The organism is Phycicoccus sp. DTK01 (assembly GCF_017312765.1).
Taxonomy (GTDB): domain Bacteria; phylum Actinomycetota; class Actinomycetes; order Actinomycetales; family Dermatophilaceae; genus Phycicoccus; species Phycicoccus jejuensis.
In genome coordinates this window covers 478,248-503,785 of record NZ_BOPU01000002.1, presented here as the reverse complement: position 1 = coordinate 503,785, position 25,538 = coordinate 478,248, and the positions used below count along the sequence as shown (strand labels likewise).

Annotated in this window: 26 protein-coding genes and 1 tRNA gene; 15 read left to right on the top strand and 12 right to left on the bottom strand. The window is 73.6% G+C overall.

Annotation, left to right across the window (positions count from 1 at the left end; translation table 11 throughout):
* Positions 1-36 precede the first annotated feature (36 nt).
* From J3473_RS06160 to J3473_RS06140, 5 genes are all read right to left on the bottom strand, one after another.
* Positions 37-912: a MurR/RpiR family transcriptional regulator gene (locus J3473_RS06160; protein WP_030526470.1), complete on the bottom strand. Its 876-nt coding sequence runs from the start codon at positions 910-912 to the stop codon at positions 37-39.
* 9 nt (positions 913-921) lie between these two features.
* Positions 922-2,646: a serine hydrolase gene (locus J3473_RS06155; protein ID WP_207022347.1), complete on the bottom strand. Its 1,725-nt coding sequence runs from the start codon at positions 2,644-2,646 to the stop codon at positions 922-924.
* Positions 2,643-3,947: an exo-beta-N-acetylmuramidase NamZ domain-containing protein gene (locus J3473_RS06150; RefSeq protein ID WP_207022346.1), complete on the bottom strand. Its 1,305-nt coding sequence runs from the start codon at positions 3,945-3,947 to the stop codon at positions 2,643-2,645. Before J3473_RS06150 ends, J3473_RS06155 begins: the two co-directional genes overlap by 4 nt.
* Before the next feature lie 32 nt (positions 3,948-3,979).
* Complete coding sequence (locus tag J3473_RS06145) at positions 3,980-5,797, bottom strand: glycoside hydrolase family 3 protein (RefSeq protein ID WP_242525713.1); 1,818 nt, start codon at positions 5,795-5,797, stop codon at positions 3,980-3,982.
* Positions 5,798-5,894: 97 nt separating this feature from the next.
* Positions 5,895-6,737, bottom strand: coding sequence for a helix-turn-helix transcriptional regulator (locus J3473_RS06140; RefSeq protein WP_207022345.1), 843 nt, complete (start codon positions 6,735-6,737; stop codon positions 5,895-5,897).
* Between the two features lie 53 nt (positions 6,738-6,790).
* On the opposite strand from J3473_RS06140, the gene J3473_RS06135 reads away from it, so the two are divergent.
* The 3 genes from J3473_RS06135 (at position 6,791) to J3473_RS06125 (ending at position 9,784) form a co-directional block, all read left to right on the top strand.
* Positions 6,791-7,162, top strand: coding sequence for a VOC family protein (locus J3473_RS06135; RefSeq protein ID WP_207022344.1), 372 nt, complete (start codon positions 6,791-6,793; stop codon positions 7,160-7,162).
* Between the two features lie 217 nt (positions 7,163-7,379).
* Positions 7,380-9,287: a propionyl-CoA synthetase gene (locus J3473_RS06130; RefSeq protein ID WP_207022343.1), complete on the top strand. Its 1,908-nt coding sequence runs from the start codon at positions 7,380-7,382 to the stop codon at positions 9,285-9,287.
* Between the two features lie 104 nt (positions 9,288-9,391).
* Positions 9,392-9,784, top strand: coding sequence for a hypothetical protein (locus J3473_RS06125; protein WP_030526463.1), 393 nt, complete (start codon positions 9,392-9,394; stop codon positions 9,782-9,784).
* A gap of 19 nt (positions 9,785-9,803) precedes the next feature.
* On the opposite strand, the gene J3473_RS06120 is transcribed toward J3473_RS06125, so the two are convergent.
* Complete coding sequence (locus J3473_RS06120) at positions 9,804-11,453, bottom strand: helicase HerA-like domain-containing protein (protein WP_207022342.1); 1,650 nt, start codon at positions 11,451-11,453, stop codon at positions 9,804-9,806.
* A gap of 71 nt (positions 11,454-11,524) precedes the next feature.
* Between J3473_RS06120 and J3473_RS06115 the strand changes: the two genes are divergently transcribed.
* From J3473_RS06115 to J3473_RS06105, 3 genes are read left to right on the top strand one after another with little or no spacing between them, the layout of a single operon-like run.
* Positions 11,525-11,815: a type II toxin-antitoxin system VapB family antitoxin gene (locus J3473_RS06115; RefSeq protein ID WP_030526461.1), complete on the top strand. Its 291-nt coding sequence runs from the start codon at positions 11,525-11,527 to the stop codon at positions 11,813-11,815.
* 7 nt (positions 11,816-11,822) lie between these two features.
* Positions 11,823-12,368: a LytR C-terminal domain-containing protein gene (locus tag J3473_RS06110; protein ID WP_207022341.1), complete on the top strand. Its 546-nt coding sequence runs from the start codon at positions 11,823-11,825 to the stop codon at positions 12,366-12,368.
* Between the two features lie 50 nt (positions 12,369-12,418).
* Complete coding sequence (locus J3473_RS06105; protein WP_207022340.1) at positions 12,419-12,604, top strand: hypothetical protein; 186 nt, start codon at positions 12,419-12,421, stop codon at positions 12,602-12,604.
* A gap of 4 nt (positions 12,605-12,608) precedes the next feature.
* Here J3473_RS06105 and J3473_RS06100 read toward each other — a convergent pair whose 3' ends face one another.
* From J3473_RS06100 to J3473_RS06085, 4 genes are all read right to left on the bottom strand, one after another.
* On the bottom strand, positions 12,609-13,232 hold the full coding sequence (locus J3473_RS06100) for a DedA family protein (protein ID WP_242525749.1): 624 nt from the start codon (positions 13,230-13,232) through the stop codon (positions 12,609-12,611).
* Positions 13,233-13,626: 394 nt separating this feature from the next.
* Positions 13,627-13,716 (bottom strand) — tRNA-Ser (locus J3473_RS06095).
* A gap of 125 nt (positions 13,717-13,841) precedes the next feature.
* Complete coding sequence (locus J3473_RS06090) at positions 13,842-14,096, bottom strand: GlsB/YeaQ/YmgE family stress response membrane protein (RefSeq protein ID WP_030526458.1); 255 nt, start codon at positions 14,094-14,096, stop codon at positions 13,842-13,844.
* A gap of 105 nt (positions 14,097-14,201) precedes the next feature.
* Positions 14,202-14,651 (bottom strand): nucleoside deaminase, encoded by a 450-nt coding sequence (locus J3473_RS06085; protein WP_207022563.1) that lies wholly within the window; start codon positions 14,649-14,651, stop codon positions 14,202-14,204.
* 52 nt (positions 14,652-14,703) lie between these two features.
* Here J3473_RS06085 and upp point away from each other — a divergent pair, with 52 nt between their 5' ends.
* The 5 genes from upp (at position 14,704) to J3473_RS06060 (ending at position 19,299) form a co-directional block, all read left to right on the top strand.
* The gene (gene upp, locus J3473_RS06080; protein ID WP_030526456.1) at positions 14,704-15,345 is read left to right on the top strand and encodes a uracil phosphoribosyltransferase; all 642 of its coding nucleotides are present in this window, start codon (positions 14,704-14,706) and stop codon (positions 15,343-15,345) included.
* Between the two features lie 131 nt (positions 15,346-15,476).
* Positions 15,477-15,644 (top strand): hypothetical protein, encoded by a 168-nt coding sequence (locus J3473_RS06075; protein ID WP_169742028.1) that lies wholly within the window; start codon positions 15,477-15,479, stop codon positions 15,642-15,644.
* Between the two features lie 3 nt (positions 15,645-15,647).
* Complete coding sequence (locus J3473_RS06070; RefSeq protein WP_207022338.1) at positions 15,648-16,646, top strand: PH domain-containing protein; 999 nt, start codon at positions 15,648-15,650, stop codon at positions 16,644-16,646.
* A gap of 73 nt (positions 16,647-16,719) precedes the next feature.
* Positions 16,720-18,207, top strand: a complete 1,488-nt coding sequence (locus tag J3473_RS06065; RefSeq protein ID WP_030526454.1) for an amino acid permease — start codon at positions 16,720-16,722, stop codon at positions 18,205-18,207.
* Between the two features lie 156 nt (positions 18,208-18,363).
* Positions 18,364-19,299 (top strand): hypothetical protein, encoded by a 936-nt coding sequence (locus J3473_RS06060; protein WP_207022337.1) that lies wholly within the window; start codon positions 18,364-18,366, stop codon positions 19,297-19,299.
* Between the two features lie 86 nt (positions 19,300-19,385).
* Here the strand turns inward: J3473_RS06060 and purF are convergent, their stop codons facing one another.
* Both purF and J3473_RS06050 read right to left on the bottom strand, forming a co-directional pair.
* Entirely contained in the window at positions 19,386-21,002 is a 1,617-nt protein-coding gene (gene purF, locus J3473_RS06055) for an amidophosphoribosyltransferase (RefSeq protein WP_207022336.1), read from the bottom strand.
* 79 nt (positions 21,003-21,081) lie between these two features.
* Positions 21,082-21,324 carry a hypothetical protein gene (locus J3473_RS06050; protein WP_030526451.1) on the bottom strand — a complete coding sequence of 81 codons (243 nt, stop codon included), beginning with the start codon at positions 21,322-21,324 and terminating at the stop codon, positions 21,082-21,084.
* A gap of 182 nt (positions 21,325-21,506) precedes the next feature.
* On the opposite strand from J3473_RS06050, the gene J3473_RS06045 reads away from it, so the two are divergent.
* The 4 genes from J3473_RS06045 to J3473_RS06030 all read left to right on the top strand — a co-directional run bounded on the left by J3473_RS06045 (position 21,507) and on the right by J3473_RS06030 (position 25,526).
* The gene (locus tag J3473_RS06045) at positions 21,507-23,093 is read left to right on the top strand and encodes a molybdopterin-dependent oxidoreductase (protein ID WP_207022335.1); all 1,587 of its coding nucleotides are present in this window, start codon (positions 21,507-21,509) and stop codon (positions 23,091-23,093) included.
* Between the two features lie 381 nt (positions 23,094-23,474).
* Positions 23,475-24,122, top strand: a complete 648-nt coding sequence (locus J3473_RS06040; RefSeq protein WP_207022334.1) for a fasciclin domain-containing protein — start codon at positions 23,475-23,477, stop codon at positions 24,120-24,122.
* Between the two features lie 22 nt (positions 24,123-24,144).
* Positions 24,145-24,747 (top strand): ECF RNA polymerase sigma factor SigK, encoded by a 603-nt coding sequence (gene sigK, locus J3473_RS06035; RefSeq protein WP_207022333.1) that lies wholly within the window; start codon positions 24,145-24,147, stop codon positions 24,745-24,747.
* Complete coding sequence (locus tag J3473_RS06030; RefSeq protein ID WP_030526447.1) at positions 24,744-25,526, top strand: anti-sigma factor; 783 nt, start codon at positions 24,744-24,746, stop codon at positions 25,524-25,526. Before sigK ends, J3473_RS06030 begins: the two co-directional genes overlap by 4 nt.
* Positions 25,527-25,538: the final 12 nt, after the last annotated feature.

Genomic DNA, 25,538 nt, shown 5'->3' with positions numbered 1-25,538 from the left:
CGCACCCGGCGTCAATGGTGTGAACAAGTTACGTCCTCAGTAGCGGACGTGGTGCCCCGCGACCGCCCGACGGGTCTGCTCGACGGCGTCCTGCGCGCGGGCGAGGTCGTGCTGGGCGACGGCGATGTAGAGGCAGTCGACGACGGTGAGCGCCGCGATCCGGCTGGCCGTCGCGCCCGAACGCAGGCTCGACTCGCGCGCGGCCGTCGCGAGGACCTGGTCGGCCCCCTCGGCCAGGCGCGACACCGGGAAGTTGGTGACCGCCACGGTCGTGGCACCCCGGCTGCGGGCCAGCTCGAGCGCCTCCACCGTCTCGGTCGTCGTGCCGGAGTGCGAGATCCCGATGGCGACGTCGCCCGGGCCGAGCAGCGTCGCGCTCGTCAGCGCGATGTGGGGGTCGTTCCACGCGAAGACGACCGTGCCGATGCGGTGCAGCTTCTGCTGGAGGTCCATCGCGACGAGCGCGCTGGCCCCGATGCCGTAGACGTCGACCCGGCCGGCCCGCGAGATCGCCTCGGCCGTCGCGGCGAGGGCCTCGCGGTCGATGGTCTGCGCGGTCTCCTCGACCGCGCTGGCGTCGGCGTAGGCGACCTTGGCGATGACGTCGTCGACGGTGTCGTCGGCGCTGATGTCGCTGGTCGGCGCCGTCGGGCGTCCCCCGGTCGAGGCCTCGGCCAGCGCGAGGCGCAGCTGGGGGTAGCCGCGCAGGCCGAGGCGCTTGCAGAAGCGCAGCACCGTCGTCTCCGACGTCGAGGCGGCCACCGCGAGCTCGCTGATGGTGAGCCCGGCGGCCGCCCGTGGGTCGGCGAGCACCTGCTCCGCGACGCGGTCCTCGGCCGGTGAGAGCGAGGGCCGGACGCCGCGGAGCCGGACGAGGAGGGACGGTGCGCCGTCGGTGGGCTGGGTGGCCATGCGCACAACCTAGGACGCGCGCTGCACGACGCTCCACCCGCGGGGGTCGAACACGCCGGGACGGCGCTCGCCGTCGAGGAGCACCCGGTGCCCCGCGGTGGCCCGCACGCCGTCCACGAGCACACCGCGGCCGAGGTAGACGGCGTCGGTCGTCATCCGCCAGCGCAGTAGCAGGTCGCCCTGCGGCAGCTCGGCGCGCGCCTGCATCCAGCGCCGCCCGTGCTCGCCCGAGACGGTCCCGTCGGTCTGCTGCGCCGGCCCGCGGTCGCGCAGCGCGAACGGCAGGGGCGCCCACGTCGCGCCGTCGTCGGACGAGGTCTCGAGGGTGAGGACGTCGGTGTCCTCGGTGTCGACGAAGAGGTCGAAGCCGAGGCGCGCCCCGCCGCGCGGCACGTCGACGGGCGCGGTGAGCGTGGCCGTCGTCGCGTTCGTGCCACCGGCGGCCCAGGCCGTGCGGCCGTGGCGGGGGTCGACGGGCATCGCGAGCGCGAGACCGCGGGCCCACTCCTGCCGGGCGGTGTTGTTGCTCCCCCACTCCCGCGACGGGTGGACGCGGTTGGTCAGGAGGATCGCGAAGGACCGGCTGTCGAAGTCGATGACGATCGAGGTGCCGGTGTAGCCGGTGTGGCCGGCGGTCCGCGGCCCGGAGAGGGCGTCCATGTACCAGCGCTGGTCGAGCTCGAAGCCGAGTCCGTGCGCGTCACCGGGGAAGTCCTCGGTGAAGTTGGTGATGAGCATCTCGACGCTGCGGCGGTCGAGGATGCGGTGGCCCCGGTAGGTGCCGCCGTTGAGCAGCGCCTGCGAGAGCACGGCGAGGTCGTCGGCCGTCGAGAAGACGCCGGCGTGGCCGGCGATCCCGCCGAGGGACCAGGCGTTCTCGTCGTGCACCTCGCCGCGGACCATCCCGCGCGGCGGTGCGGTCTGGTACTCGGTCGCCGCCGTGCGGTCGCGGTCGGTCGGGTTGTAGCCGGTGTCGCGCATCCCGAGCGGGGCGGTGATGCGGTCGTGGACGAACCGGTCGAGGGGCTTGCCCGAGAGGCGCTCGACCATCACGCCGAGGGTGATGAGCTTGAGGTCGCTGTAGAGGTAGGTGGAGCCCGGCGCGTTGGTGGGCGGCTGGTCCATGACGGCCTTGATCCGCGACGGCACGTCCGGGTACTTCGACCACAGCGGCAGCCACGAGGTGAAGCCCGAGGTGTGGGTCAGGAGCATCCGCACGGTGACGTCCTGCTTGCCGTTGACGCCGAACTCGGGCAGGTAGGTCGCGACGGGCGCCTCGAGGTCGACGGTGCCGTCCTCGACGAGCTGGACGGTGGCGATCGAGGTGAAGAGCTTGCTCACCGACGCGAGGTCGAAGACCGTGTCGTCGCGCATCGGCTCCCACTGCTCGCGCGGGAGCTCGGTGGTGGCGTCCTTCCACCGCGAGGCCCATCCGCTCGCGTGGCGCGCGACGACCGCGCCGTCGTGGCCCATGACGCCGACGGCGCCGGCGTACATCGGGTGGCCACCCGCGGCGGGGGCCTCCTCGTGCGACTCGATGAGCCGCTCGGCCTCGGCGATGGGTGCCGGGTCGAGGCCGACGCGCTCGGGGGCGCGGTCGCGCAGGACGGTGTTGGCGGGCATGAACCCCTTCTCGGGTCGGTCGAAGTCGTTGGCGGACACCGGGCCCGCCGTCGCCACGGAGGCGGCGAGCACGCCGGCCACCGCGACGGCGCCCCAGCCGCGGCGGCTCACGCGCGGCCCCCGCGGTAGAGGAGGTACGGCCGGCGCCGGCGCTCGAAGGCGGCGAGCTCGGAGCGCCAGGCGGCGACGACCGCGTCGGCGGAGGCCCCCGCGTCCACCATCTCGCGCAGGCGCGGGGAGCCGGTCAGCTTGTCGACCCAGTAGGGGCGCTGCGGGTCGTAGGAGTCCTTGCGCCAGGCGAACTCGGGGTAGAGCGCCTTCGCCGCGACGAGCATCTCGGCGCCGAGCCGCGGCCCGTCGAGCCGCTCGGGGTCGGTGACGTGCACCTGCACGCCACCGCAGACGACGCCGACGTGCTTGCTCTGGATCGGGTTGAAGTACGCCTCCCGGAAGTCCACGCCCGGGACCCGGCGCGACTCGAGGCGCTCGGCCCAGCGGTGGTCGACGAACGGGGCGCCGACGAGCTCGAACGGCCGGGTCGTGCCGCGGCCCTCGGAGAGGTTGGTGCCCTCGAAGAGGCACGTGCCGGGGTAGACCAGCGCGGTGTCGGGGGTCGGCATGTTCGGGCTCGGCATGACCCAGGGCAGGCCGGTGTCGGCGAAGAGGGTGTCGCGGCGCCAGCCGGAGACCTCGACGACCTCGAGCGCGTCGCCGAGCCGCTTCCCCTCGTCGCCCTCGAGGAACTCACCGTCGAAGAAGCGCGCGAGCTCGCCGACGGTCATCCCGTGGACCTGGACGATCTCCTTGGCGCCGACGCCGGTCGTGAACGCGGTCGTCATCATCGGGCCGCGGGCGGTGCCGCCGATCGGGTTCGGCCGGTCGAGGACGACGAACGAGCAGCCGGTGCGGACCGCGGCCCGCATCGCCGTGTACATCGTCCAGATGTAGGTGTAGAAGCGCGCGCCGACGTCCTGGATGTCGAAGACGACGGTGTCGACGCCGGCCTCGCGGACCATCGCCGAGAGCGAGTCGGCCCCGGCGCCGTAGGCGTCGTAGACGGTGACGCCGGTGCGCGGGTCGGTGTGCGTCTCCTCGGCGTCGCCGGCCTGCGCCGTGCCGCGGAAGCCGTGCTCCGGCCCGAAGACGGCGCGCAGGTCGACCCGGCCCGACTCGTGCATCTCGTCGACGACGCTGCGCAGGTTCGCGAGGATGCCGGTTGGGTTGGTGACGACACCGACCTTCCGGCCGCGCAGGACCGACCAGCGGTCGGCGGCGGCGCGGTCGGCGCCGGTGGTGACGCCGCGCCCGTGGCCGGGTCGGCCGGAGGCGTGGGCGGCGGGGGCGCCGACCGCGGTGGCGGCGGCGGTGACGGCGGTGGCCGCGAAGAGGCTGCGGCGGTCCAGGGAGGTCATGGGTCTGCTCCTGATCGAGGGGGCGGGTCGGCTCAGTAGCCGAGGCCGTGGCCGAAGGGGTAGAGGACGGTGGAGGGGTCACCGGCGACGGGGACGTCGACCGGCAGCTTCCCCGTGGGGGCGACGGCGCCGGCGATGACGCGGGCGGCGGCCTCGAGCGCCACCGGGCTGTAGCTGTACGTCGCGAGGTAGGTCTCGGCGTCGCCGAGGTAGGCGATGTCGTAGGGGTCGCGGGTGGCCACGACGACGACCGGGACGCCGGTGGCGCGCAGGGCGGCGACGAGCTTCTGCTGCCCCCGGTTCTTGTCGGTGACGGCCGTGTCCCAGGCCTTCATCGTCGTGACGACGACGGCGTCGCGCCCGGCCGCGGCGGCCGCGGCCGCGGCCACCTGGGCGTCGGTCGGCGCGCTTCCGGTGACGAGCACGGTGCTCGTCGCACCCTGCGCGTCGAGGCCGGCAGCGAGGGTGCGGGTGGTCGTCTCGCCGTAGCCGGTGACGAGGAGGTCCTCGCCGCGCACGGCCATCGGGAGGACGCCGTCGTCGTTGCGGACGAGCGTGGTCGTCCGGTTCGTCACCGCTGCCGCGGCCGCGAGGTGCTCCGGCGTGCCGACGACGCGGTCGACCCGGCGCGGGTCGGCCCACGGACGCTCGACCACGCCGCGCTCGGCCTTGAGGGTGAGGACGCGACGGACCTTGGCGTCGAGGTCGCGGCGGCTGATCCGGCCGGACTCGACGGCGGCGACGACCGCCTCGAAGGCCTGGGGGAGGGCGGGGCTCATGAGCAGCTGGTCGACGCCCGCCTCGAGCGCTCGCACCGCCACCTCCTCGTCCCCGTACTTGTCGCGCACGCCCTGCATCTCGAGGGAGTCGGTGACGATGACGCCCTCGAAGCCGAGCCGCTCGCGCAGGAGGCCGGTGAGGATCGGCCGGCTGAGCGTCGCGGGGTCGCCGCTGTCGTCCAGGGCCGGGAAGGAGAGGTGCGCGGTCATCACCATGTCGATGCCGGCGGCGATCGCGGCCTCGAACGGCGGCGCGTCGATCTCCTCCCACTGCTGCCGGGTGTGGGTGATGACCGGGAAGGCGACGTGGCTGTCGGTGGCGGTGTCGCCGTGGCCCGGGAAGTGCTTGGCGGCCGACATGACGCCGCCGTCGCGCTGGTAGCCCGTGACCTGCGCGGCCACCATGTCGGCGGCGAGCGACGGGTCGGACGAGAACGAGCGGGTGCCGATGACCGGGTTGAGCGGGTTGACGTTGGTGTCGGCGTCGGGGGCGAAGTTGGTCGTGATGCCCATCGCCCGCAGCTCCTGGCCGGTGATGGCGGCAGCGGTGCGCGCGTCCTTCGTGCTGCGGCCGGCGCCGAGGGCCATCGAGCCGGGGAACTGGGTGGCCGGCGGGCCGATGCGGGTGACGACGCCCTGCTCCTGGTCGACGCCGATGGTCAGCGGCACGCGGGCCTTCGTGCGGCGGGTGAGCGCGGCCTTCTGGAGCCCGTTGCTCAGGGCGGTGATCTGGTCGGGGTCCTTGACGCTGTCGGTCCACGCGAAGTAGATGACGCCGCCGAGCATGTACTTCTGGACGACCTCGGAGGGCTTCGCGACGCCGTAGAGCGGCACGTTGCGCTCGTCGGGCGCGTCGGCGACGCTGCCGTAGACCTGCTGCACGAAGAGCTGGCCGACCTTCTCGCGCAGCGTCATCCGCGCCATCGTCGAGGTGACCCAGCCGTGGTGGTGACCGGGGCGCGGGTGGCCGGGGCGGTGGCCGCCGGCCGAGGCGGCGGGGGCGGCCGCGCCGGCGAGCGCGAGCGCCATCGAGGCGGTGAGGGCGGTGCGGCGGGTGGGCGTCGAGGGCACGGGGAACCTCCGGTGCGTAACTTGTTCACGTCATTGTGGGACGCGGTGAAACTTAGTCACACATCGAGGATCCGGCAACGGGAAGGACGTCCGACGCTCAGGAACGCCGGTCCCGATAGCGCCCGGGGGTGACCCCGACGAGCGCCGTGAAGTCGCGCGTGAAGTGCGCCTGGTCGTACCAGCCGTGGCGCACCGCGAGGTCGGTGAGCGTGCCGTCGTAGCCGGCGTCGAGCGCGTCGACGACGTCGTGCATCCGGTAGCGCGCGAGCACCCACTTCGGCCCGACGCCCACGTAGTGCGCGAAGAGCCGCTGCAGCCGACGGGTGCTGCACCCGTGCCGCTGTGCGACCTCGCCGACCGTGAGCAGCGCCGGGTCCGCGAGCATCGTGCCGACGACCGCGAGCACCTCGTCGTACCGCTCGTCGGGGCCGGGGTCGAGGGCCGCGAGGACCTCCTCGGCCGCCGCCTCCCAGGCGTCGGGGTCGTCGGCGAGCGCGGGGTCGGCGAGGCGGTCGACGAACGGAGCGGGCAGGACGGAGCGGGCGGCGACCGTCCGGTCCGACCACGCCGCGGCGTCGAGCCCGGTCAGCGCGGTGAGGCCACCGGGCCGGAAGCGCACCCCGAGCACCCGGCCGCGACCGCGCAGCTCGACGTCGAAGCGACGGGTGCTGACGCCCGTCACGACGACGCACTCCCCCGGCGGCACCCCGGGACGCGGGTGGGTGGTGACCTCGACCGTCAGCGAGCAGGTCGGGTGGGGCAGCACCTCGCTGACGTAGGACCGCCCGGGCGGCAGGTCCCAGGCGAGGCGCCAGTGGTTCTCGACCCACGGTGCGACCCCGGGGCCGGCCGGTCGCCGCGCGAGCGCGAGGTGGCGCGCGAGCTCGTCCGGGCGCAGCACCCCGCCGGTCGTCGCCGTCGCGTTCGTCCTATCCGGCACGGCGCCAGCCTAGGCATGCTGGGCGGCACCGACCCCGACGAGAGGACTCCCCCATGGCCACCGCCGCCCTCAAGATGGTCTCGCTCGACAGCTCCGACGTGCGCCGCGACGTCACCTTCTGGCACGCGGTGCTCGGCTGGGAGGTCGCGCACGAGCAGGACGAGTACGGGATGCTCACGAGCCCGGACGGTCTCGCGCTGGGCTTCGGCCTCGTCGAGGGGTACGAGGCGCCGGGCTGGCCGAACGAGCACGGCAGCAAGCAGTTCCACCTCGACCTCGCCGTCGACGACCTCGACGCCGCGGCGCAGGAGGTCGTCGGGCTCGGCGGCACCCTGCCCGACGAGCAGCCGGGTGAGACCTGGCGCGTCGTCCTCGACCCGAGCGGGCACCCGTTCTGCCTCACCCGCGCCGAGGCCTGGGGCTGACCGCCGCCCCACCCGCCCCACCTTTTCGGGGTCACCCCGAAATGTCCACGAGACCCCGGCTCCGAACCGGGGTCTCGTGGACGAACCCCTGTGTCGAACAGCGGCGACGCCGCCCGGCGCCGCTCCCCAGCCCGCTCATCGCCGCGTCCCGGCCGTCCACGGACTGGTGCGTCACGTTCCGTGGACGGCCGCCACACGACGGGCCGAGGATGACCCCATGAGCAACGGCGCCTACCGAGCGGCCCACGAGCGCTCGATCTCCGACCCCACCGCGTTCTGGAGCGAGGCCGCGCGGGCGGTCGAGTGGAGCACCCCGCCGACGACCGTCCTCGACGACAGCACCCCGCCGTTCTACCGCTGGTTCCGCGGCGGCCGGCTCAACACCTGCTTCAACGCGCTCGACCGGCACGTCCGCGACGGCCGCGGCGACCAGCCGGCCCTCCACTACGACTCCCCCGTCACCGGCACGACCGCCACGTTCACCTACGCCGAGCTCCTCGACCGGGTCGCGCGCTTCGCCGGCGCCCTCGCCTCGCTCGGCGTCGAGAAGGGCGACCGGGTCGTCGTCTACATGCCGATGGTCCCCGAGGCCGTCGTCGCGATGCTCGCCTGCGCCCGCCTCGGCGCGATCCACTCCGTCGTCTTCGGCGGCTTCGCGCCCGCCGAGCTCGCCGCCCGGCTCGAGGACGCGCAGCCCAAGGTCGTCGTCTCGGCCTCGTGCGGCATCGAGCCGAGCCGGGTCGTCGAGTACAAGCCGATGCTCGACGGCGCCCTCGACCGCAGCAGCCACAAGCCCGAGTCGGTCATCGTCCTCCAGCGCGAGCAGGCCCCGGCGCAGGTCGGCGTCCGCGACACCGAGTGGGAGGAGATGACCTGGGACGAGGTCGTCGCCGACGCCGAGCCGGTCGGCTGCGTCGACGTCGAGGCCACCGACCCCCTCTACGTCCTCTACACCTCCGGCACGACCGGCCGCCCCAAGGGCATCGTCCGCGACAACGGCGGCCACGCGGTCGCGCTGCGCTGGTCGATGGAGAACGTCTACGACATCGGTCCCGGCGACGTCTGGTTCACCGCGTCCGACGTCGGGTGGGTCGTCGGCCACTCCTACATCGTCTACGCCCCGCTCCTCACCGGCGCGACCACCGTTCTCTACGAGGGCAAGCCGGTCGGCACCCCGGACGCCGGCGCCTTCTGGCGGGTCGTCTCGCAGTACCGGGCCACGGCGATGTTCACCGCCCCCACGGCGTACCGGGCCATCAAGCGCGAGGACCCCACCGGCGCGCTGACGAAGGACCACGACCTCTCCTCGCTGCGATGCGTCTTCCTCGCCGGCGAGCGGCTCGACCCCGACACCTACGAGTGGGCGACCGACGTCCTCGGCGTGCCCGTCGTCGACAACTGGTGGCAGACCGAGACCGGATGGCCCATCGCCGCCAACCTGCGCGGCCTGGACCCGATGCCGATCAAGGCCGGCTCGCCGTCGGTGCCCGTGCCCGGGTACGACGTGCAGGTGCTCGACGAGTCGGCCCGGCCGGTGCCCCCGGGCACCGAGGGCGCCATCGCCATCCGGCTGCCCCTGCCGCCCGGCACGCTCCCGACGCTGTGGAACGACGACGAACGCTACGTCGCCGGCTACCTCTCGGTCTACGACGGCTACTACCTGACCGGCGACGGCGGGATGATCGACGAGGACGGCTACGTCTACGTCATGGGCCGCACCGACGACGTGCTCAACGTCGCGGGTCACCGGCTCTCGACCGGCTCGATCGAGGCGGCGCTCGCCGGCCACCCGGCCGTCGCGGAGTGCGCCGTCATCGGCGTCGCCGACGACTTCAAGGGGCAGGTGCCGCGCGGGCTCGTCGTCCTCAAGGGCGGGGTCGACGCCGAGGCCGACGGCGAGCGCATCCGCCGCGAGCTCGTCCAGCGCGTGCGCGACGAGGTCGGGGCGGTGGCGAGCCTCAAGCAGGTCGACGTCGTCGGCGCCCTGCCCAAGACCCGCTCGGGGAAGATCCTGCGCAAGACGATGCGCGAGATGGCCGACGGCAAGACACCCACCGTGCCCGGCACCATCGAGGACGCCTCCGTCCTCGACACCCTGGCGCCGGTCCTGCGACCCCGGGGGTGAGGGGCCGAGCGGGCGCGGCACCCCCGGTGTCGCGCCCGCGTCCGCTCCGACCCGGCGACGCACCGACCTCGCCACGAGGGCCCCGACCGGGTGACACTGGGACGGTGATCACCGTCGAGCTGGCCCGCGACCTCGTCGAGGCCGGCGTGCTGTGGGAGCCCTCGCCCGGAGACCGCTTCGTCATCGACACCGAGCTGCTGACCGGCGACGTCTTCTGGATCTCCGACCTGACGGTCGAGGTCCACTCCTACGGCGGCCGGTCGCTGCTGGGCTTCAACGGCACGACGGAGTGGGCGCTGGACTCGGTGACGCTCGACCAGGCCCTCTGGCTGCCGCGCGAGGACCAGCTGCGCGGGCTGCTCGGCAACCGGCTCTCAGCGGTGGTGCGCACGACCGAGGGCTGGCGCGTCGAGTACGCGACCGGCCCCGGCGACCTGCACTCCGTCGAGGACGCGGACCTCGAGTGCGCCTACGCGCGGGCGGTCCTCGCGCTCTGACCGCGGGTCCCGGTGCGGCTCACCGCCGTCGGGTGGTCCCGAAGATCGACCGGGTGATCTCGCGGCCCAGCGCCGTGCCGGCCGAGCGCAGCATCGAGCGGAACGCCGAGGACTGGACGACCTGCTCGACCATGCCCGGCTCCTGCGCCCGGCGGCGCTCCTCCGCGGCGCGCGCCTTCTCGGCCGCGGCCCGCTCCTTCGCCGCGGCCTGCTCGGCCGCCGCGCGGGCCCTCGCGGCCTCCTGCTCCGCCGCGGCGTCCGCCGTCGCGCGGGCCTCGGCCTCGGTCGCGGCCTGCTGGGCGGCGACGCGCTCCTGCGTGGCCTTGCCGAGCATCTCGGCGGCCGAGTCGCGCTCCTGCGCCTGCGCGTACTGCGCGGTCAGGGGCGAGGCGGCGACCGCGGCGTCGACGACGGCGTCGGGCGAGGGACCCATGAGCGACTCGGGGGCCCGCATCCGCGTCCACGCGACCGGGGTCGGGACGCCCTTCTCGGACAGGACGGTGACGACGGCCTCGCCGGTGCCGAGCGAGGTGAGCAGCTCGGCGAGGTCGTACTCGGTCCTCGGGTAGGTCTTGACCGCCGCCTTGAGCGCGGCCGCGTCGTCCGGGGTGAACGCCCGCAGCGCGTGCTGCACCCGGTTGCCGAGCTGCGCGAGGACGTCGGCCGGGACGTCCTTGGGCGACTGGGTGACGAAGAAGACGCCGACGCCCTTGGAGCGGATGAGGCGGACCGTCTGCTGGATGGCGTCGCGGAACTCCTTGGACGCGTCCGAGAAGAGCAGGTGCGCCTCGTCGAAGAAGAAGACGAGCTTCGGCTTGTCGAGGTCGCCGACCTCGGGCAGGTCGTGGAAGAGGTCCGCGAGCAGCCACATGAGGAAGGTCGAGAACAGCTGCGGCCGGTCCTGCACCGCCGGGAGCTCGAGCATCGAGACGAGACCGCGCCCGTCGGGGGCGGTGCGCAGCAGCTGGGCGGTGTCGAGCTCGGGCAGGCCGAAGAACGCGTCGGCGCCCTGGTCCGAGAAGGTGATGAGCTCGCGCAGGATGACGCCGGCCGTCGCCGACGACAGCCCGCCGAGCTCCTTGAGGTCGGCCTTGCCCTCGTCCGAGGTGAGGTGCTGCACGACCGCGCGCAGGTCGGCGATCGTGTCGAGGAAGAGCCCCCGCTTGTCGGCGTAGTGGAAGACCAGCCCGAGGCTCGACTCCTGGGTCGCGTTGAGCCCCAGGACCTTCGCGAGCAGCGTCGGCCCGAAGGTCGACACCGCGGCGCGCACCGGGATGCCCTTGCCCTGGCCGCCGAGGGCGAAGAACTCGACGGGGTAGGCGGTCGGGGTCCACGGCAGGCCGACCTCCTGCGAGCGGGACGTGATGCGCTCGTTGGCCTCGCCGGCGCTCGCCATCCCGGAGAGGTCGCCCTTGACGTCGGCGAGGAACACCGGCACGCCCTGGGCGGCGAGCTGCTCGGCCATCAGCTGGAGCGTCTTGGTCTTGCCGGTCCCGGTGGCGCCGGCGACGAGGCCGTGGCGGTTCATCGCCGAGAGCGGGATGCGGACGACCGCGTCCGGGTGGGCGGCGCCGTCGACGACCGCCGCGCCGAGCTCGAGGGACGGCCCCTCGACGGTGTAGCCGGCCCGGATCGCGTCGAGGAGGGTGGACTCGCTGCTGTCGCTCACCCGCGCCAATGTAGTGCGCGCCGGGGTTTCGCGGCCGGACCTCGCCCGCCCGGCCCCATAGAGTGGTCGGCGTGATCTTCAAGGCCGTCGGCGACGCGCGCCCGTACCCGGACCACGGGTACACGGGGCGGCAGTGGTCGAACGTGCCCCCGCGGCTCGTCCGGCTCGACGAGCTCGTGACGACCAAGCGCGAGCTCGACCTGCACGCGCTGCTCGCCGAGGACTCGACGTTCTACGGCGACCTGTTCGCGCACGTCGTCGAGTGGGAGGGCACCCTCTACCTCGAGGACGGCCTGCACCGCGCCCTGCGCGCGGCCCTGCACCAGCGCCCGACCCTGCACGCCCGCGTGCTGGCCCTCTGAGCCCGCCGTGAGCGAGTACGCGGACGAGGCGCCGGTCTCCGTCGAGGCCCGCCGTCGCCGCCGTCGTGCGGTCGTCGTCATCGGCGTCGTCCTGCTCGGCCTGTTCTTCGCCTTCTGGTACGCCCTCTCGTACTACCGCGCCGACGAGCAGGCGCGGGCCAACCGCCCGCCCGCTGCCACTTGTCGGCCCTACGACCCGGACGAGCGCGTCCCCGGTCAGGTCACCGTGAACGTGTACAACGCGACGAACCGCCCCAACCTCGCCTCGCGCACCGCCCAGCAGCTCGAGAAGCAGGGCTTCGTCATCGGCAAGGTCGGCAACGACACCTCGACGCGCAAGACCCCCGCCGTGGCCGAGGTGCGCTACGGCGAGGCCGGGCGCGCCGACGCCACGCTGCTGATGAGCCTCATGCCCAAGGGGGCCAAGCCGGTCCTCGACCAGCGGACCGACGGCAGCGTCGAGGTCGCGCTGGGCACGAAGTTCACCACCGTCCGGCCCTACGTCGCCCCCTCCGGGCAGCTGCCGATGTGCCCGGAGCCCTCGGCCTCCTGATCCCGCGTGCCGTCGCGCCCGCGCGACGCGGCGGCCCTACGCTGCCCGCCATGGACACGGGGACGTACTTCGCGACGGTCCGGGCGGCGGGGACGGCGCTCGCGGTGATGCTGCTCTCGCTGGCGGTGGCCGAGGCCGTCGTCGACGGCGTGTGGGTGTTCGTGCTGGCGGCGCTGCTGACCTTCGCCGGGTCGTGGGCCGCGGCCACGCTCGTCAACCCCCACGGGCGCCGCTGACCCCTCAGGCGCGCGCCGCGCGGTGGCTGCTGCGACGGCGGCGGTGGACGACCACCGCGACGAGGACGATGACCGCGACGACGACGAGCGAGCCGGTCCCGAGCCAGCTCTCGAGGCGCTGGTAGCTGCGGCCGGCGAGGTAGCCGCCGACGACGACCGTCGCCCCCCAGGCCAGCCCGCCGAGCAGGTTCCACACGAGGAAGGTCGGGTAGCGCAGGCCCGAGGAGCCGGCGAGCGCGGGGACGACCGCCCGCAGGAACGCGGTCCAGCGGGCGAGGAAGACCGACACCGCGCCGCGCCGCACGAGGAAGTCCTGCGCCTGCTCCACGCGCGGCCGGGCGCGGCGCAGCATCCGGGCCTCGGTGAGCCGCGGTCCGAGCACCCGCCCGACCTCGTAGCCGATGCTGTCGCCGACGACCGCGGCGCCGATGACGACGACCGCGACCCAGGGCAGCGAGGTGTGGCCGATCGCGGCCGTCACGCCTCCGAGGATGGCGGCGGTCTCGCCGGGCACGACGAAGCCGACGAAGAGGGCGTCCTCGACGAGGACGACGAGCCCGACGACGAGGTAGACGACCCACGCCGGCTGCCCGAGGATCTGCTCGAGGAGGCTGGACACGAGCGACATCATCCACCGCGCAGCCCGCTCGCGGGCCGGGAGTCGGCTGTGTCTCCGCTGTGGAGGTGGGCCCTCCCGGGATCCTCTCGCCACGGAAGGTTTCCCTTCCATCCCGCACGGTGTTCCTTGCGCTGCGGAAGGTTTCCCTTGCCCGCGGCAAGGTTTCCCTTCCACCCCGCAAGGTTTCCCTTCCGCGGCGCACGGTCCCGATGCGGGGTCGGGGTGACCTCGCCTTACCGGGGTGACCTCGCCGTGCCGGGGCGGCAGGACGGCACGGCACGGCGAGGGGACCGCGGCCGGGCGGGACCACCTCGGCACCGCAACATCACCCCGGCACGGCGCCCCGGCCCGGGCCCGGAGACGCGAGGCCCCCCGGGCGCGGTGCGCCCGGGGGTCCTGGTGCTGGCGGTGGCGGTGGGATTTGAACCCACGGAGGGCGTAAACCCTCACACGCTTTCGAGGCGTGCTCCTTAGGCCGCTCGGACACGCCACCGCCGGAGAGGCTACCCGAGCCCCGGGACCGGCCGGAAATCGGGGCCGGGGACGCCACGACGCCGCCCCCGCGGAGGGTGGGGGCGGCGTCGTGGACAGGCGGCCGGAGGGTTCGGCCGAGCCGGGTCAGGCCCGCTTGGTGACGGCCTTGACGGCGAACAGGAGGATGCACGCGCCGATGAGCGCGGTGATGAAGCTGACGATGATGCCGCTGCCGTCGGTGTCGACGCCGAACGCGCCGAGGAGGAAGCCGCCGATGAGGGCGCCGATGATGCCGACGACGATGTTGAGGATGATGCCCTGCTGCGCGTCGGTGTTCATGATCTTGCTCGCGACCCAGCCGGCGAGACCGCCGATGATGATCCAGCCGATGATGCCCATGGGGTGGCCCTTTCGTTCACACGTGCACGGCCCCGGTCGGAGCCGTTCGCTGTCGAACCTAGCAGGAACGTTCGACAGAGTTTCGACACGGTGCAGACGAACTGGTCAGGCGCCCGACGACGCCCCTCGGTGCCCCGCGAAGAAGTCGCGCACGACCGCCCCGCACTCCTCCTCGAGCACCCCGCCGACGACCTCGACCCGGTGCGTCACCCGCCGGTCCCGCGGCACGTCCCACACCGACCCGCACGCCCCGAGCTTGGGGTCCCACGCCCCGAGGACGACCTGCGCCACGCGGGCGAGGACGAGCGCCCCGGCGCACATCGGGCAGGGCTCCATCGTCACGACGAGCCGGTGGCCCTCGAGCCGCCACGTGCCGATGGCCCGCGCCGCGGCCCGCAGCGCGACGACCTCGGCGTGCCCGGTGGGGTCGCCCTCGGCCTCGCGGACGTTGAACCCCTCGCCGACGACGACGCCGGCGGGGTCGACGACGACCGCCCCGACGGGCACGTCACCGGCGGCCGCGGCGCGCCCGGCGAGGGCCAGCGCCCGGCGCATCCACGCCTCGGCGGCGGGGTCGGGTGGAGTCGGCACGCGCTAAGTTTCACCCATGCGCGTGATCAACCCGGACCACCGGCTCATCGCCCACAAGCTGACCTACCTCCGGGACAAGCGGACGGACTCGCCGACCTTCCGCCGCCTCGCCGAGGAGCTGATGACCCTCCTCGCCTACGAGGCGACGCGCGAGGTCCGCGTGGAGCCGTTCGAGATCGAGACGCCGGTCGCGCCCACGACGGGCATCAAGCTCTCCAACCCCAAGCCGCTCATCGTCCCGATCCTGCGCGCCGGGCTCGGGATGCTCGAGGGCATGGTCCGGCTGCTGCCGAGCGCCGAGGTCGGCTTCCTCGGGATGCAGCGCGACGAGGAGACCCTCGAGGCCGTCACGTACGCCAACCGCCTGCCCGACGACCTCTCCGGCCGCCAGGTCTACGTCCTCGACCCGATGCTCGCGACGGGTGGCTCGATGGCCGACGCCATCCGCTACCTCGTCGAGCGCGGCGCCGACGACATCACGGCCGTCACCCTGCTCGCCGCCCCCGAGGGGATCGCGCACCTCGAGGAGTCGGTCGCCGACCTCAGCGCGCCGGTCACCCTCGTCACCGGCGCCATCGACGAGAAGCTCAACGAGGTCGGCTACATCGTGCCGGGCCTCGGCGACGCGGGTGACCGCCTCTACGGCGTCGCGCAGTAGCCCGCGCCCCGGTCGGGGCCGGGCGCGACACGCCCGGTCCCAGCCACCTCGTCCGTCACACCCGTCACATCTGGGACGATCATCGGCGAGGCGTGCCCCACGCCGCGCCCGCACGCAGGAGGATCCACGCCATGCCCCCGGTCAAGAAGATCGTGATGTGGCTCGTCGTCGTCTTCCTCCTGTACGCGATCCTCACCTCGCCCGACTCCGCCGCGAGCATCTTCGGCTCGGCCTGGGACGTCGTCTCCAACGGCGTGAGCAACATCGGGCGCTTCTTCGACAGCCTGCTGAACGGCTGACCCGTGCGCCGGGCCCACTCCGTCACGGACGGGACCCCGGACAGCGTCGAGGTCGACCTCGAGGCGATGCCCCGGCGGGTGGCCCGCAGCCTCGAGCGGCAGCTCGCGCAGGGTGAGCGCATCGTCATCCGCACCCGCCAGCACCCGGCGGTCCTCCTGCGCCAGGCGCTCTGGCCCGCGGCCGCGTTCGTCGTCTACCTGTGGTTCGACGCCGGGCTGCACGTGGCCGAGCCCCTGCTGCGGCTGACCGGCATCGTCCTGCTCGTCGGCCTGGCCCGGCTCGGCTGGGCCGAGCTGCAGCGGCGCTACCGCTGGATCGTCGTGACGAACAAGCGCATCCTCCGGCACGAGGGCGTCCTCGACGTCAGCGTGCCGATGATGCGGCTCACCAAGGTCACCGACATGACCTACCGGCGCCCGCTCGTCGGTGAGCTGCTCGGGTTCGGCACGATCATCATCGAGAGCGCCGGCCAGGAGCAGGGCCTGCGCGAGCTGACCTTCATCCCCGAACCCGACCACGTCAACGCCGCCCTCAACTCCGAGATCTTCGGTGAGAAGCCGCGCGAACGCCGTTCCGGCACAGGGCGGTCGTGGCCGAAGCTGCCCCGGCGTCCGCGCCGCCGCGATGACGGACCCGACGGGCCCGACGGCTCGGACGGGCCCGACGACGGCGGCGGTGGCCCGCCGCGTGGCCGCGGCCCGCGCGGCACGGACCCCGGCGTCCCCGGTGGCGGGGTCTCGGTCACCGACCCCGGCTACCCGTCGATGCCCACGAGCGGGACGACCCGCGCGCCGGAGTCCTGGTACCGCAGCTCCAACCTCGCGCCGCGCTCGCTCGGCGACACCGGCGAGATCCCGGTCGTGCGCACCGGTTCTCGCTCCGAGGACGTGCCCTTCGACCAGGACTCCACGGCGGGGGCCGCCCCTCGCGGGGCCGACGACGACCACGCGCGCGCCATCCCGCTCTACCCGCCGCGGGAGTGGGTCGACGAGCGACCCTGACCGCAACCCCCGCAGGGGGTTCGGTGTCCGCTAGCGTCTCGGCTGCCGAGAGCACCGACGACGGGAGCGTGTCATGGGCGTCATGCGGACCAAGACGATCGAGGAGTCGATCAAGGAGACCGAGGACCCGGAGTTCCAGCTCAAGAAGAAGCTGTCCGCCCTCGACCTCACGGTCTTCGGGATCGGCGTCATCATCGGCGCCGGCATCTTCACGCTGACCGGTCGCGCGGCCGCCGACTACGCGGGCCCGTCGATCGCGATCTCGTTCGTCCTCGCCGCGGTCTGCTGCGGGCTCGCGGCGCTCTGCTACGCCGAGTTCGCCTCCACCGTGCCGGTGTCCGGGTCGGCGTACACTTTCTCGTACGCGTCCCTCGGCGAGATCGTCGCGTGGATCATCGGCTGGGACCTCCTGCTCGAGCTGATGCTCGGCGCGAGCGTCGTCGCCCAGGGCTGGTCGCAGTACGCGACGCTCCTGCTCGACAAGTTCGGCGTCACCGTCCCCGAGGCCGTCGCCCCCGGCTCGCACTTCGACCTGCCGGCGTTCGTGCTCGTCGCGCTGCTCACCGCGCTCATCGCGATCGGCATCAAGGAGTCGCTGCGGGTCAACCTCGTGCTCGTGGCGGTCAAGCTCTTCATCGTCCTCTTCGTCATCTTCGCCGGCCTGGCGTTCGTCAACAGCGCGAACTACTCGCCGTTCGTCCCGCCGGCCACCGCGGGCGAGCAGACGAGCGGCCTGACGGCTCCGCTCATCCAGGTGCTCTTCGGCCTCGAGCCGACGACGTACGGGGTGCTCGGCATCGTCTCCGGCGCGGCCATCGTCTTCTTCGCGTACATCGGCTTCGACGTCGTCGCGACGACCGCCGAGGAGGCGAAGAACCCGCAGCGCGACCTGCCGATCGGCATCATCGCCTCGCTCGTCATCTGCACCGTCCTCTACGTCGCGACGACGCTCGTCATCACCGGGATGGTCAAGTACGACAAGATCAACCCGGACGCCGCGCTCGCGGCGGCCTTCGAGTCGGTCGGGAAGCCGGGGTACGCGACCCTCATCGCCGCCGGCGCCGTCGCGGGCCTCATGACCGTCGTCATGACGCTGATCATCGGCGCGACCCGCGTGACCTTCGCGATGTCCCGCGACCGGCTGCTGCCGCCCTCGATCGGCCGCACGAACCCGCGCACCGGCACGCCCGTGCGGCTGACGCTCGCCATCGGCACCGTCGTCGCCCTCGTGGCCTCGCTGACGCCCATCGGCAAGCTCGAGGAGATGGTGAACATCGGCACGCTGTCGGCGTTCGCGCTCGTCTCGCTCGCCGTGCCGGTGCTGCGCAAGCGCCGCCCCGACCTCCAGCGGGCCTTCAAGGTCCCCGGCAACCCCGTGCTGCCGGTCCTCGCGGCGCTCATCAGCATCTACCTCATGCTCAACCTGTCGGTCGAGACGTGGCTGCGGTTCCTCATCTGGATGCTGCTCGGCTTCGGCATCTACTTCTTCTACGGGTACAAGCGCTCGCGGCTGCACGGTCGCACCGACGAGGACGACGCCAAGGTCGCCGCCGACGCCTGACGCCTCCGGCCCACCCCGTTCGAGGTGAAACCCGACCCTCTCGCGGTCGGGTTTCACCTCGACCCGCCTGTCCACAGGGTCGGCTCACCGTGAGGCTCGTCCACAGATGCCCCCGCGGGACTGGCCGCGACCGTGCCGCCGATGCACGCTCGCCGGATGGACGCACCTCCCACGACCACCGCCCGGCGACGGGCGGCGCGCGACCGCGCCGTCGGCTACGGCGGCGTGCTGTCGCGAGCCCTCCTGCGCTCCGTCGGGGTCGACCACCGGATGGTCCGGCGCGAGCTCGCGGCCGAGCGCTGGGCCGCGCACGGCGTGCAGACCGTCGCGACGTCCACGGGGCCGCTCGACGACGTCGCCCGGCGGTGGAGGGCGGTCTGGGAGGTCGGTGAGCAGATCGCGGCCGTCGACGGCGTCACCGCGCTGCAGCACGCCGGACTGACCGGGTACGACGACGACCGGGTGCACGTGTCCGTCCGGCACACCGCCGAGGTCGAGGACGTGGAGGACGTCGTCATCCACAAGGTCGCGCGGCGGGTGCCGGACGAGCTCCTGCCGTCGGGTCTGCCGAGGACCCGCGTCGCCGTCGCCGCGGTGCGGGCGGCCCACTGGGCGGTCAGCGACCGGCAGGCGGCCCTGCTCCTCGTCCTGCCGGTGCAGCAGCGCCTGTGCACCGGCGAGCAGCTCGTCGCGGCCGCCGACGAGGTCCGGATGCGCACCCGACGGGCGCTGGTCCCCCGCCTCGCGCGCGACGTCGCCGCGGGCGCGCACTCCCTCGGTGAGCTCGATGTCGTCGCGGCGTGCCGTCGTCGCGGGCTCCCGGAACCGTCGCGTCAGACCATCCGGCGGCTGCCGGGTGGTCGGGCCTACCTCGACGTCGAGTGGCGCGAGGCCCGGCTCGTCGTCGAGGTCGACGGCGCGGGGCACCTCGCCGGCCTCCAGCCCGGTGACGACACGCTGCGGCAGAACACCGTCGCGCTCGGCGACGACCTCGTGCTGCGGGTCGGGCTCATCGCCTGGCGCCTCGACCCCGACCCGTTTCTCGACCAGATCTGCGCCGCGTACTGGTCACGGGTCCGGCGCGCCGCCTGACACCGCCACACCTCCACCGGGAGTCGAGGTGAAATGCGACCTTCTCGCGGTCGGGTTTCACCTCGAACCGCGGCGAACCGTCGGGGTCAGGGGCGCAGGACCGCCTCGGAGGCGCCGCCGCCGGCCGAGGTCTGCACCCCGTCGACGTCGAGCACCGGCACGTCGACGAGGGGCGCCTGCCGGTGCGGGTGCCGCTCCCCGAGCGGCCGCTGCGCGGGGGCGCCGTCGTCGTCGAGGGGCAGCTCCAGCTCGAGCACGCCCTTGCCGAGCCGGCCGTCCTCGGGCAGCGTCACCGGGTACTGCCCCGAGAAGCACGCCGTGCACAGGCGCTCGCGCGGCTGCTCGGTCGCCCCGATCATCCCGTCCTCCGAGATGTACCCGAGGCTGTCGGCGCCGATGGAGTTGCGCACCTCCTCGACCCCGAGGCCGGTCGCGATGAGCTCGGCCCGGGTCGCGAAGTCGATGCCGTAGAAGCACGGCCAGCGCACCGGCGGCGACGAGATGCGCACGTGCACCTCGGCGGCCCCGGCCTCGCGCAGCATCCGCACGAGCGCGCGCTGCGTGTTGCCGCGGACGATCGAGTCGTCGACGACGACGAGCCGCTTGCCCCGGATGACGTCGCGCAGCGGGTTGAGCTTGAGCCGGATGCCGAGCTGCCGGATGGTCTGCGACGGGGCGATGAACGTGCGCCCGACGTAGGAGTTCTTGACCAGGCCCTGGCCGTAGGGGATGCCCGACTCCTGCGCGTAGCCGATGGCGGCGGGCGTGCCGGACTCCGGCGTCGGCATGACGAGGTCGGCCTCGACCGGGTGCTCGCGCGCCAGCTGCCGGCCCATCTGGACCCGCGACTCGTGCACGCCGCGGCCGTTGATCGTCGTGTCCGGGCGGGCGAGGTAGACGTACTCGAAGACGCAGCCCTTGGGCTCGGCCTCGGCGAAGCGCTGCGAGCGCAGGCCGTCCTCGTCGATGGCGACGAGCTCACCGGGCTCGACCTCGCGGACGAACGAGGCGCCGACGATGTCGAGCGCCGCGGTCTCGGACGCCACGACCCAGCCGCGCTCGAGGCGGCCGATGACGAGCGGCCGGATGCCCTGCGGATCGCGCGCCGCGTAGAGCGTGTGCTCGTCCATGAAGACGAGGCAGAAGGCGCCGCGCAGCATCGGCAGCACCTCGAGCGCCGCGGCCTCGACGGTGCGGTCGGGGTCGGCGGTCAGCAGCGCGGTGACGAGCGCGGTGTCGGTCGTGTTGCCGCGGGCGAGCTCGCCGCGCTGGCCGTCGACGCGGTGGCCGGCGACGACGTCGCGCAGCTCGGCCGAGTTGATGAGGTTGCCGTTGTGCGCGAGCGCGACGGTGCCGCCGGCGTGCCCGTCGAGGGTCGGCTGGGCGTTCTCCCAGGTCGAGCCACCGGTCGTCGAGTAGCGGCAGTGGCCGACGGCGAGGTGACCGCGCAGCGCCCCGAGCGAGCGCTCGTCGAACACCTGCGAGACCAGGCCCATGTCCTTGTAGACGAGCAGGCGGCTGCCGTCCGAGGTCGCGATGCCCGCCGACTCCTGGCCGCGGTGCTGCAGCGCGTACAGGCCGTAGTAGGCGAGCTTGGCGACCTCCTCGCCCGGCGCCCAGACCCCGAACACGCCGCACGCGTCCTGGGGCCCCTTCTCACCGGGAAGGAGGTCGTGGCTGAGGCGTCCGTCTCCGCGTGGCACGTGCTCCATCCTCTCACGCGGCGGGCCGAGCCCCGGGGGAGTCCGGCCGCCGGACGGGAGCGCGGCCGGCGCGGAGGGGTCAGTCCCGGCGGGAGAGGCGCTCCAGGCCCAGCGCGAGGAGCGCGGCGAGGAGCGCGAAGAGGCAGGCGCCGAGGACGCCGAGGTAGCCGACGGCGGTCGTGGCCGAGTACTGCTTCTGCGCGAGGACCGTGTCGGTGTTCTCCAGCCAGCCGAAGTCCGCGACCGCGGCGCCCAGGACGAACCCGAGGACCGCGCCCGTGAGGATGAACGGGAGGAAGCGGGGAGGGCGGGCGGTCTTCACGGCTCCCACGGTAGGTGACGCGGCGGGCGCCGGCCGCATCCGCGGCGGCCGCCGTCGAGGGTTGGGCCGCCCGCAGGCATCCCGGGCGACCACCGCCCCGGACCCCCGGCGCCGCGGGAGGATGGTGCTCTCCCCGCCTGCCGCGCACCATCCGCCGGGCCCGCCCGCTCCGAAGGACTGCCATGACCACCACCTCCCCCCAGACCGCAGCCACGCAGCGGCCGGCCCGCGGCTGGTACGCGCTGGGCACGCTGCTCGCGACGGCCGCCGGGGCGGGCGTCGGCCACCTCGTCGCCGGCTTCGTGGCCCCCGAGTCCTCCCCCGTCCTCGCCGTCGGGTCCACCGTCATCGACGCCACGCCCACCCCCGTCAAGGAGTGGGCGGTCTCGACGTTCGGCACGGCCGACAAGCCGATCCTCGTCGGGTCCGTCACCGTCGTCACGCTGATCCTCGCCGGGCTCGCCGGTGTCGTCGCCCGCCGCCGGCGCACGCTCGGCCTGGCGATCGTCGGCGTCCTCGCCGTGCTGGCGCTCGCGGCCGCGGCCACCCGCCCCACCGCATCGGCCGTCTCGCTCCTGCCCGGGTTCGTCACCGCGGTCGTCGGCGTGCTGGCCGCCGGATGGTTCCTCGGCGTCCTCGACCGCTGGGGCGCTGCCTCGGCGGACCCGGCCTCGGGCGCCGGTCCCGACCGCACCGCCCACGGCGACGGCACGAGCGGGCGTCGCACCGTCCTCGCCGCGGCCGCCGGCCTCGGTGCGGTCGCCGCGACCGGTGGCGGCATCGGCCAGTCCCTCGCCCGCAGCACGGCGTCGACCGGTGACGTCGTCCTCCCGACCCCGGCGACGACGCTGGAGCCCCTCCCCCAGGGCCTCGAGGAGATGGTCCGCGGGGTGTCCTCGTTTCGCACGCCGAACGACGCCTTCTACCGGATCGACACCGCCCTCGTCATCCCCCGGGTCGGCACCGACGGGTGGAAGCTCACCGTCGACGGGATGGTCGACAACCCGTTCTCGCTGACCTTCGAGGAGCTGCTCAAGCTCCCGATGATCGAGAAGGACATCACCCTGACCTGCGTCTCGAACGAGGTCGGCGGCCCCTACGTCGGCTCCGCCCGCTGGCTCGGCGTCCCCGTCCGCGACCTGCTCGAGCGGGCCGGCGTGCAGCAGGGCGTCGACCAGATCTTCAGCGAGTCGACCGAGGGGATGACCATCTCGACCCCTCTCCAGGCGCTGATGGACGACCGCGACGCCCTCGTCGCCGTCGGGATGAACGGCAAGCCGCTGCCCCCGGTGCACGGCTTCCCGGCGCGCCTCGTGACGCCCGGCCTCTACGGCTTCGTCGGCGCGACGAAGTGGCTGACCAAGCTGACCGCGACGACGTACGCGCAGAAGACGGCGTACTGGACCGGCAAGGACTGGGCGACCGACGCACCCATCTACACCGAGAGCCGGATCGACACCCCGAAGCCCCTCTCGACCGCCAAGGCGGGGAAGATCGTCGTCGGCGGTGTCGCCTGGGCGCAGCAGCGCGGCATCGAGAAGGTCGAGGTCCGGGTCGACGGCGGCGACTGGGCCGAGGCGAAGCTCGGCAACGACGCCGGCATCGACTACTGGCGCCAGTGGTACTGGGAGTGGGACGCCCCCGCGGGACGCCACACCCTCGAGGTCCGCGCGACCGACGAGACCGGTGAGGTGCAGACCGAGAAGAGGCAGACGCCCTTCCCCAAGGGCGCGACCGGCTGGCACTCGGTGGTCGTCACCATCGAGTGACGGTCACTCCGATGCCCGGCAGCGCATCGGCCTGTCGGACAGCGTGATCCACGACACAGCGGCGGTCGGCTCCCCACGGAGCCGGCCGCCGCTGCCGTCCGTGCACGCGGTCGCCGGGACGGTACGCCGGCCCGGCCGACACACGAGTTCGTCTACGAGACAGGGCATCCGAGCCCTTGTCTCGTGGACATTTCGGGGTGACCCCGAAATGTCGAGGCCGGAGGGGTGGGTGGGACGCGACGGGGAGGGCGTTTCCGTGCCGGTCGCACGGGTGGTTCGGAGGCTCCTCGAAAAAAGTTGCCGTCCAACCCATCCGGCCACCGAGCAGCTCCGAACCAGATGTGTACGCAGGACAACGACACACCGCAAGGAGACACCCCCATGCGCAAGACCCGCCTCACCGTCGCCGCCCTGGCGCTCGCCCTCCCCCTGAGCCTCGCGGCCTGCGGCTCGGACGACAGCGCCACGAGCGGCTCGGGCACGAGCTCCTCCGCCGCCGCGACCTCCGCCGCCCCCTCGGCCAGCCCCTCGGACACCGCCACCACGGCCGACGCCCCGTTCGGCTCCGCCTGCTCGGCCGTCCCGGCCGACGGCGCCGGCTCCTTCGACGGCATGGCCCAGGACCCGGTCGCCACCGCGGCGAGCAACAACCCGGTCCTGTCCACCCTCGTCACCGCGGTCGGCGAGGCCGGCCTCGGCGACACGCTGAACAGCGCCAAGGACATCACCGTCTTCGCCCCGACCAACGACGCCTTCGAGGCGCTGCCCAAGGCCACGCTCGACGCGGCGATGAAGGACCCGAAGGGCCTGCTCACCACGGTCCTCACCAACCACGTCGTCGAGGGCCGGCTCTCCCCGGACCAGCTCGCGGGTGAGCACAAGACCCTCTCGGGCAAGTCGATCGACGTCATGGGCTCCGGCGAGGACTTCACCGTGACCCCGGGCGACGCGAAGATCGTCTGCGGCAACGTCCAGACCGCCAACGCCACGGTTTACATCATCGACAAGGTTCTCGTCCCCGAGAGCTGATCCATCAGCGATGATGAACGACATGACAGCCGCCTCCCCGGGACAGCCCACCACTGCACCCGGGGGGGCGGCTGCCCCCGCGTCCGACCTGGCGGAGCTGCTCCGCCGGTCGGCGCGGGGCGACGAGGAGGCGTTCGCCGCCCTGTACGACGCGACCTCACGGCGCGTCTTCGGGCTGGTGCTGCGCATCGTGCGTGACCACGCGATGAGCGAGGAGGTCACCCAGGAGGTGTACCTCGACGTCTGGCGCACGAGCTCCCGGTTCGACGCCGCGAAGGGCAGCGCCCTGTCGTGGCTGATGACCATCGCCCACCGCGCGGCGGTGGACCGGGTCCGCTCGAGCGAGGCGTCCCGCCGCCGCGACGACGCCCACGCCGTCGCGACCCGCGAGGTGGAGTTCGACCAGACCGCGGAGTCCGCCCAGACCTCCCTCGAGGGCCAGCGCGTGCGCCGGGCCCTCGCCACCCTCACCGAGGCCCAGCGCAGCGCCGTGGAGCTCGCCTACCTCGGGGGGTACACGCACACCGAGGTGGCGAAGCTCCTCGGTGTGCCCCTCGGAACAGCGAAGACCAGGATCCGGGACGGCCTCATCCGCCTCCGGGACACGTTGGGAGTACCGGCATGAGCCCCGACCTTCACCACCTCAGCGGCGCCTACGCGGTCGACGCCCTCGACCGCGACGAGCGTGACGGCTTCGAGCAGCACCTCGCCGCCTGCGCGGCCTGCCGCGCCGAGGTCGGCGAGCTCACCGACGCCGCGCACTCCCTCGGCGCCCTCACCGAGGCCACCCCGTCCGCCGAGCTGCGCTCCGCCGTCCTCGCCGGCATCACCCGCGTCCGCCCGCTGCCGCCGCTCGTCGCCGACGAGCGCGCCGACGAGCCGCCCGCCGTCGTCACGCCCGGCGTGCCCACGGTCGGCGAGGCCGCCGCCACCGGCACCGGAGCCCGGGTCATCCCGCTCTTCCGGCGCACGAGCACCTGGCTCGTCGCGGCCGCCGCCGCGGCGGTCGTCGCGGTGGGTGGCGTCGCGTGGAGCCCGTGGTCCGGCGACCAGCCGGCGCTCACCGCGATCCAGCAGGTCGAGCGCGCCCAGGACGCCGCCACGGTGACCAGCCACAAGGGCGCGACGACCGCGACCCTCGCCTACAGCCGGCAGATGGACCAGTCGGCGATCACCGTCACCGGGATGCCCCCGGCGCCGGACGGCAAGGTCTACCAGCTCTGGTACGTCGGCTCCGACGAGATCGCCCGCTCCGCGGGCTTCCTCACCCCGGCCGACGGCCGCGGCCAGGCCGTCCTCGACGGGCAGATCGACGGCGCCGCCGCGGTCGGCGTCACGGTCGAGCCGGCCGGCGGGTCGACCGCCCCGACGACGACGCCGATCCTCGTCATGGCCGTCGCCTGACGACGACCGAGC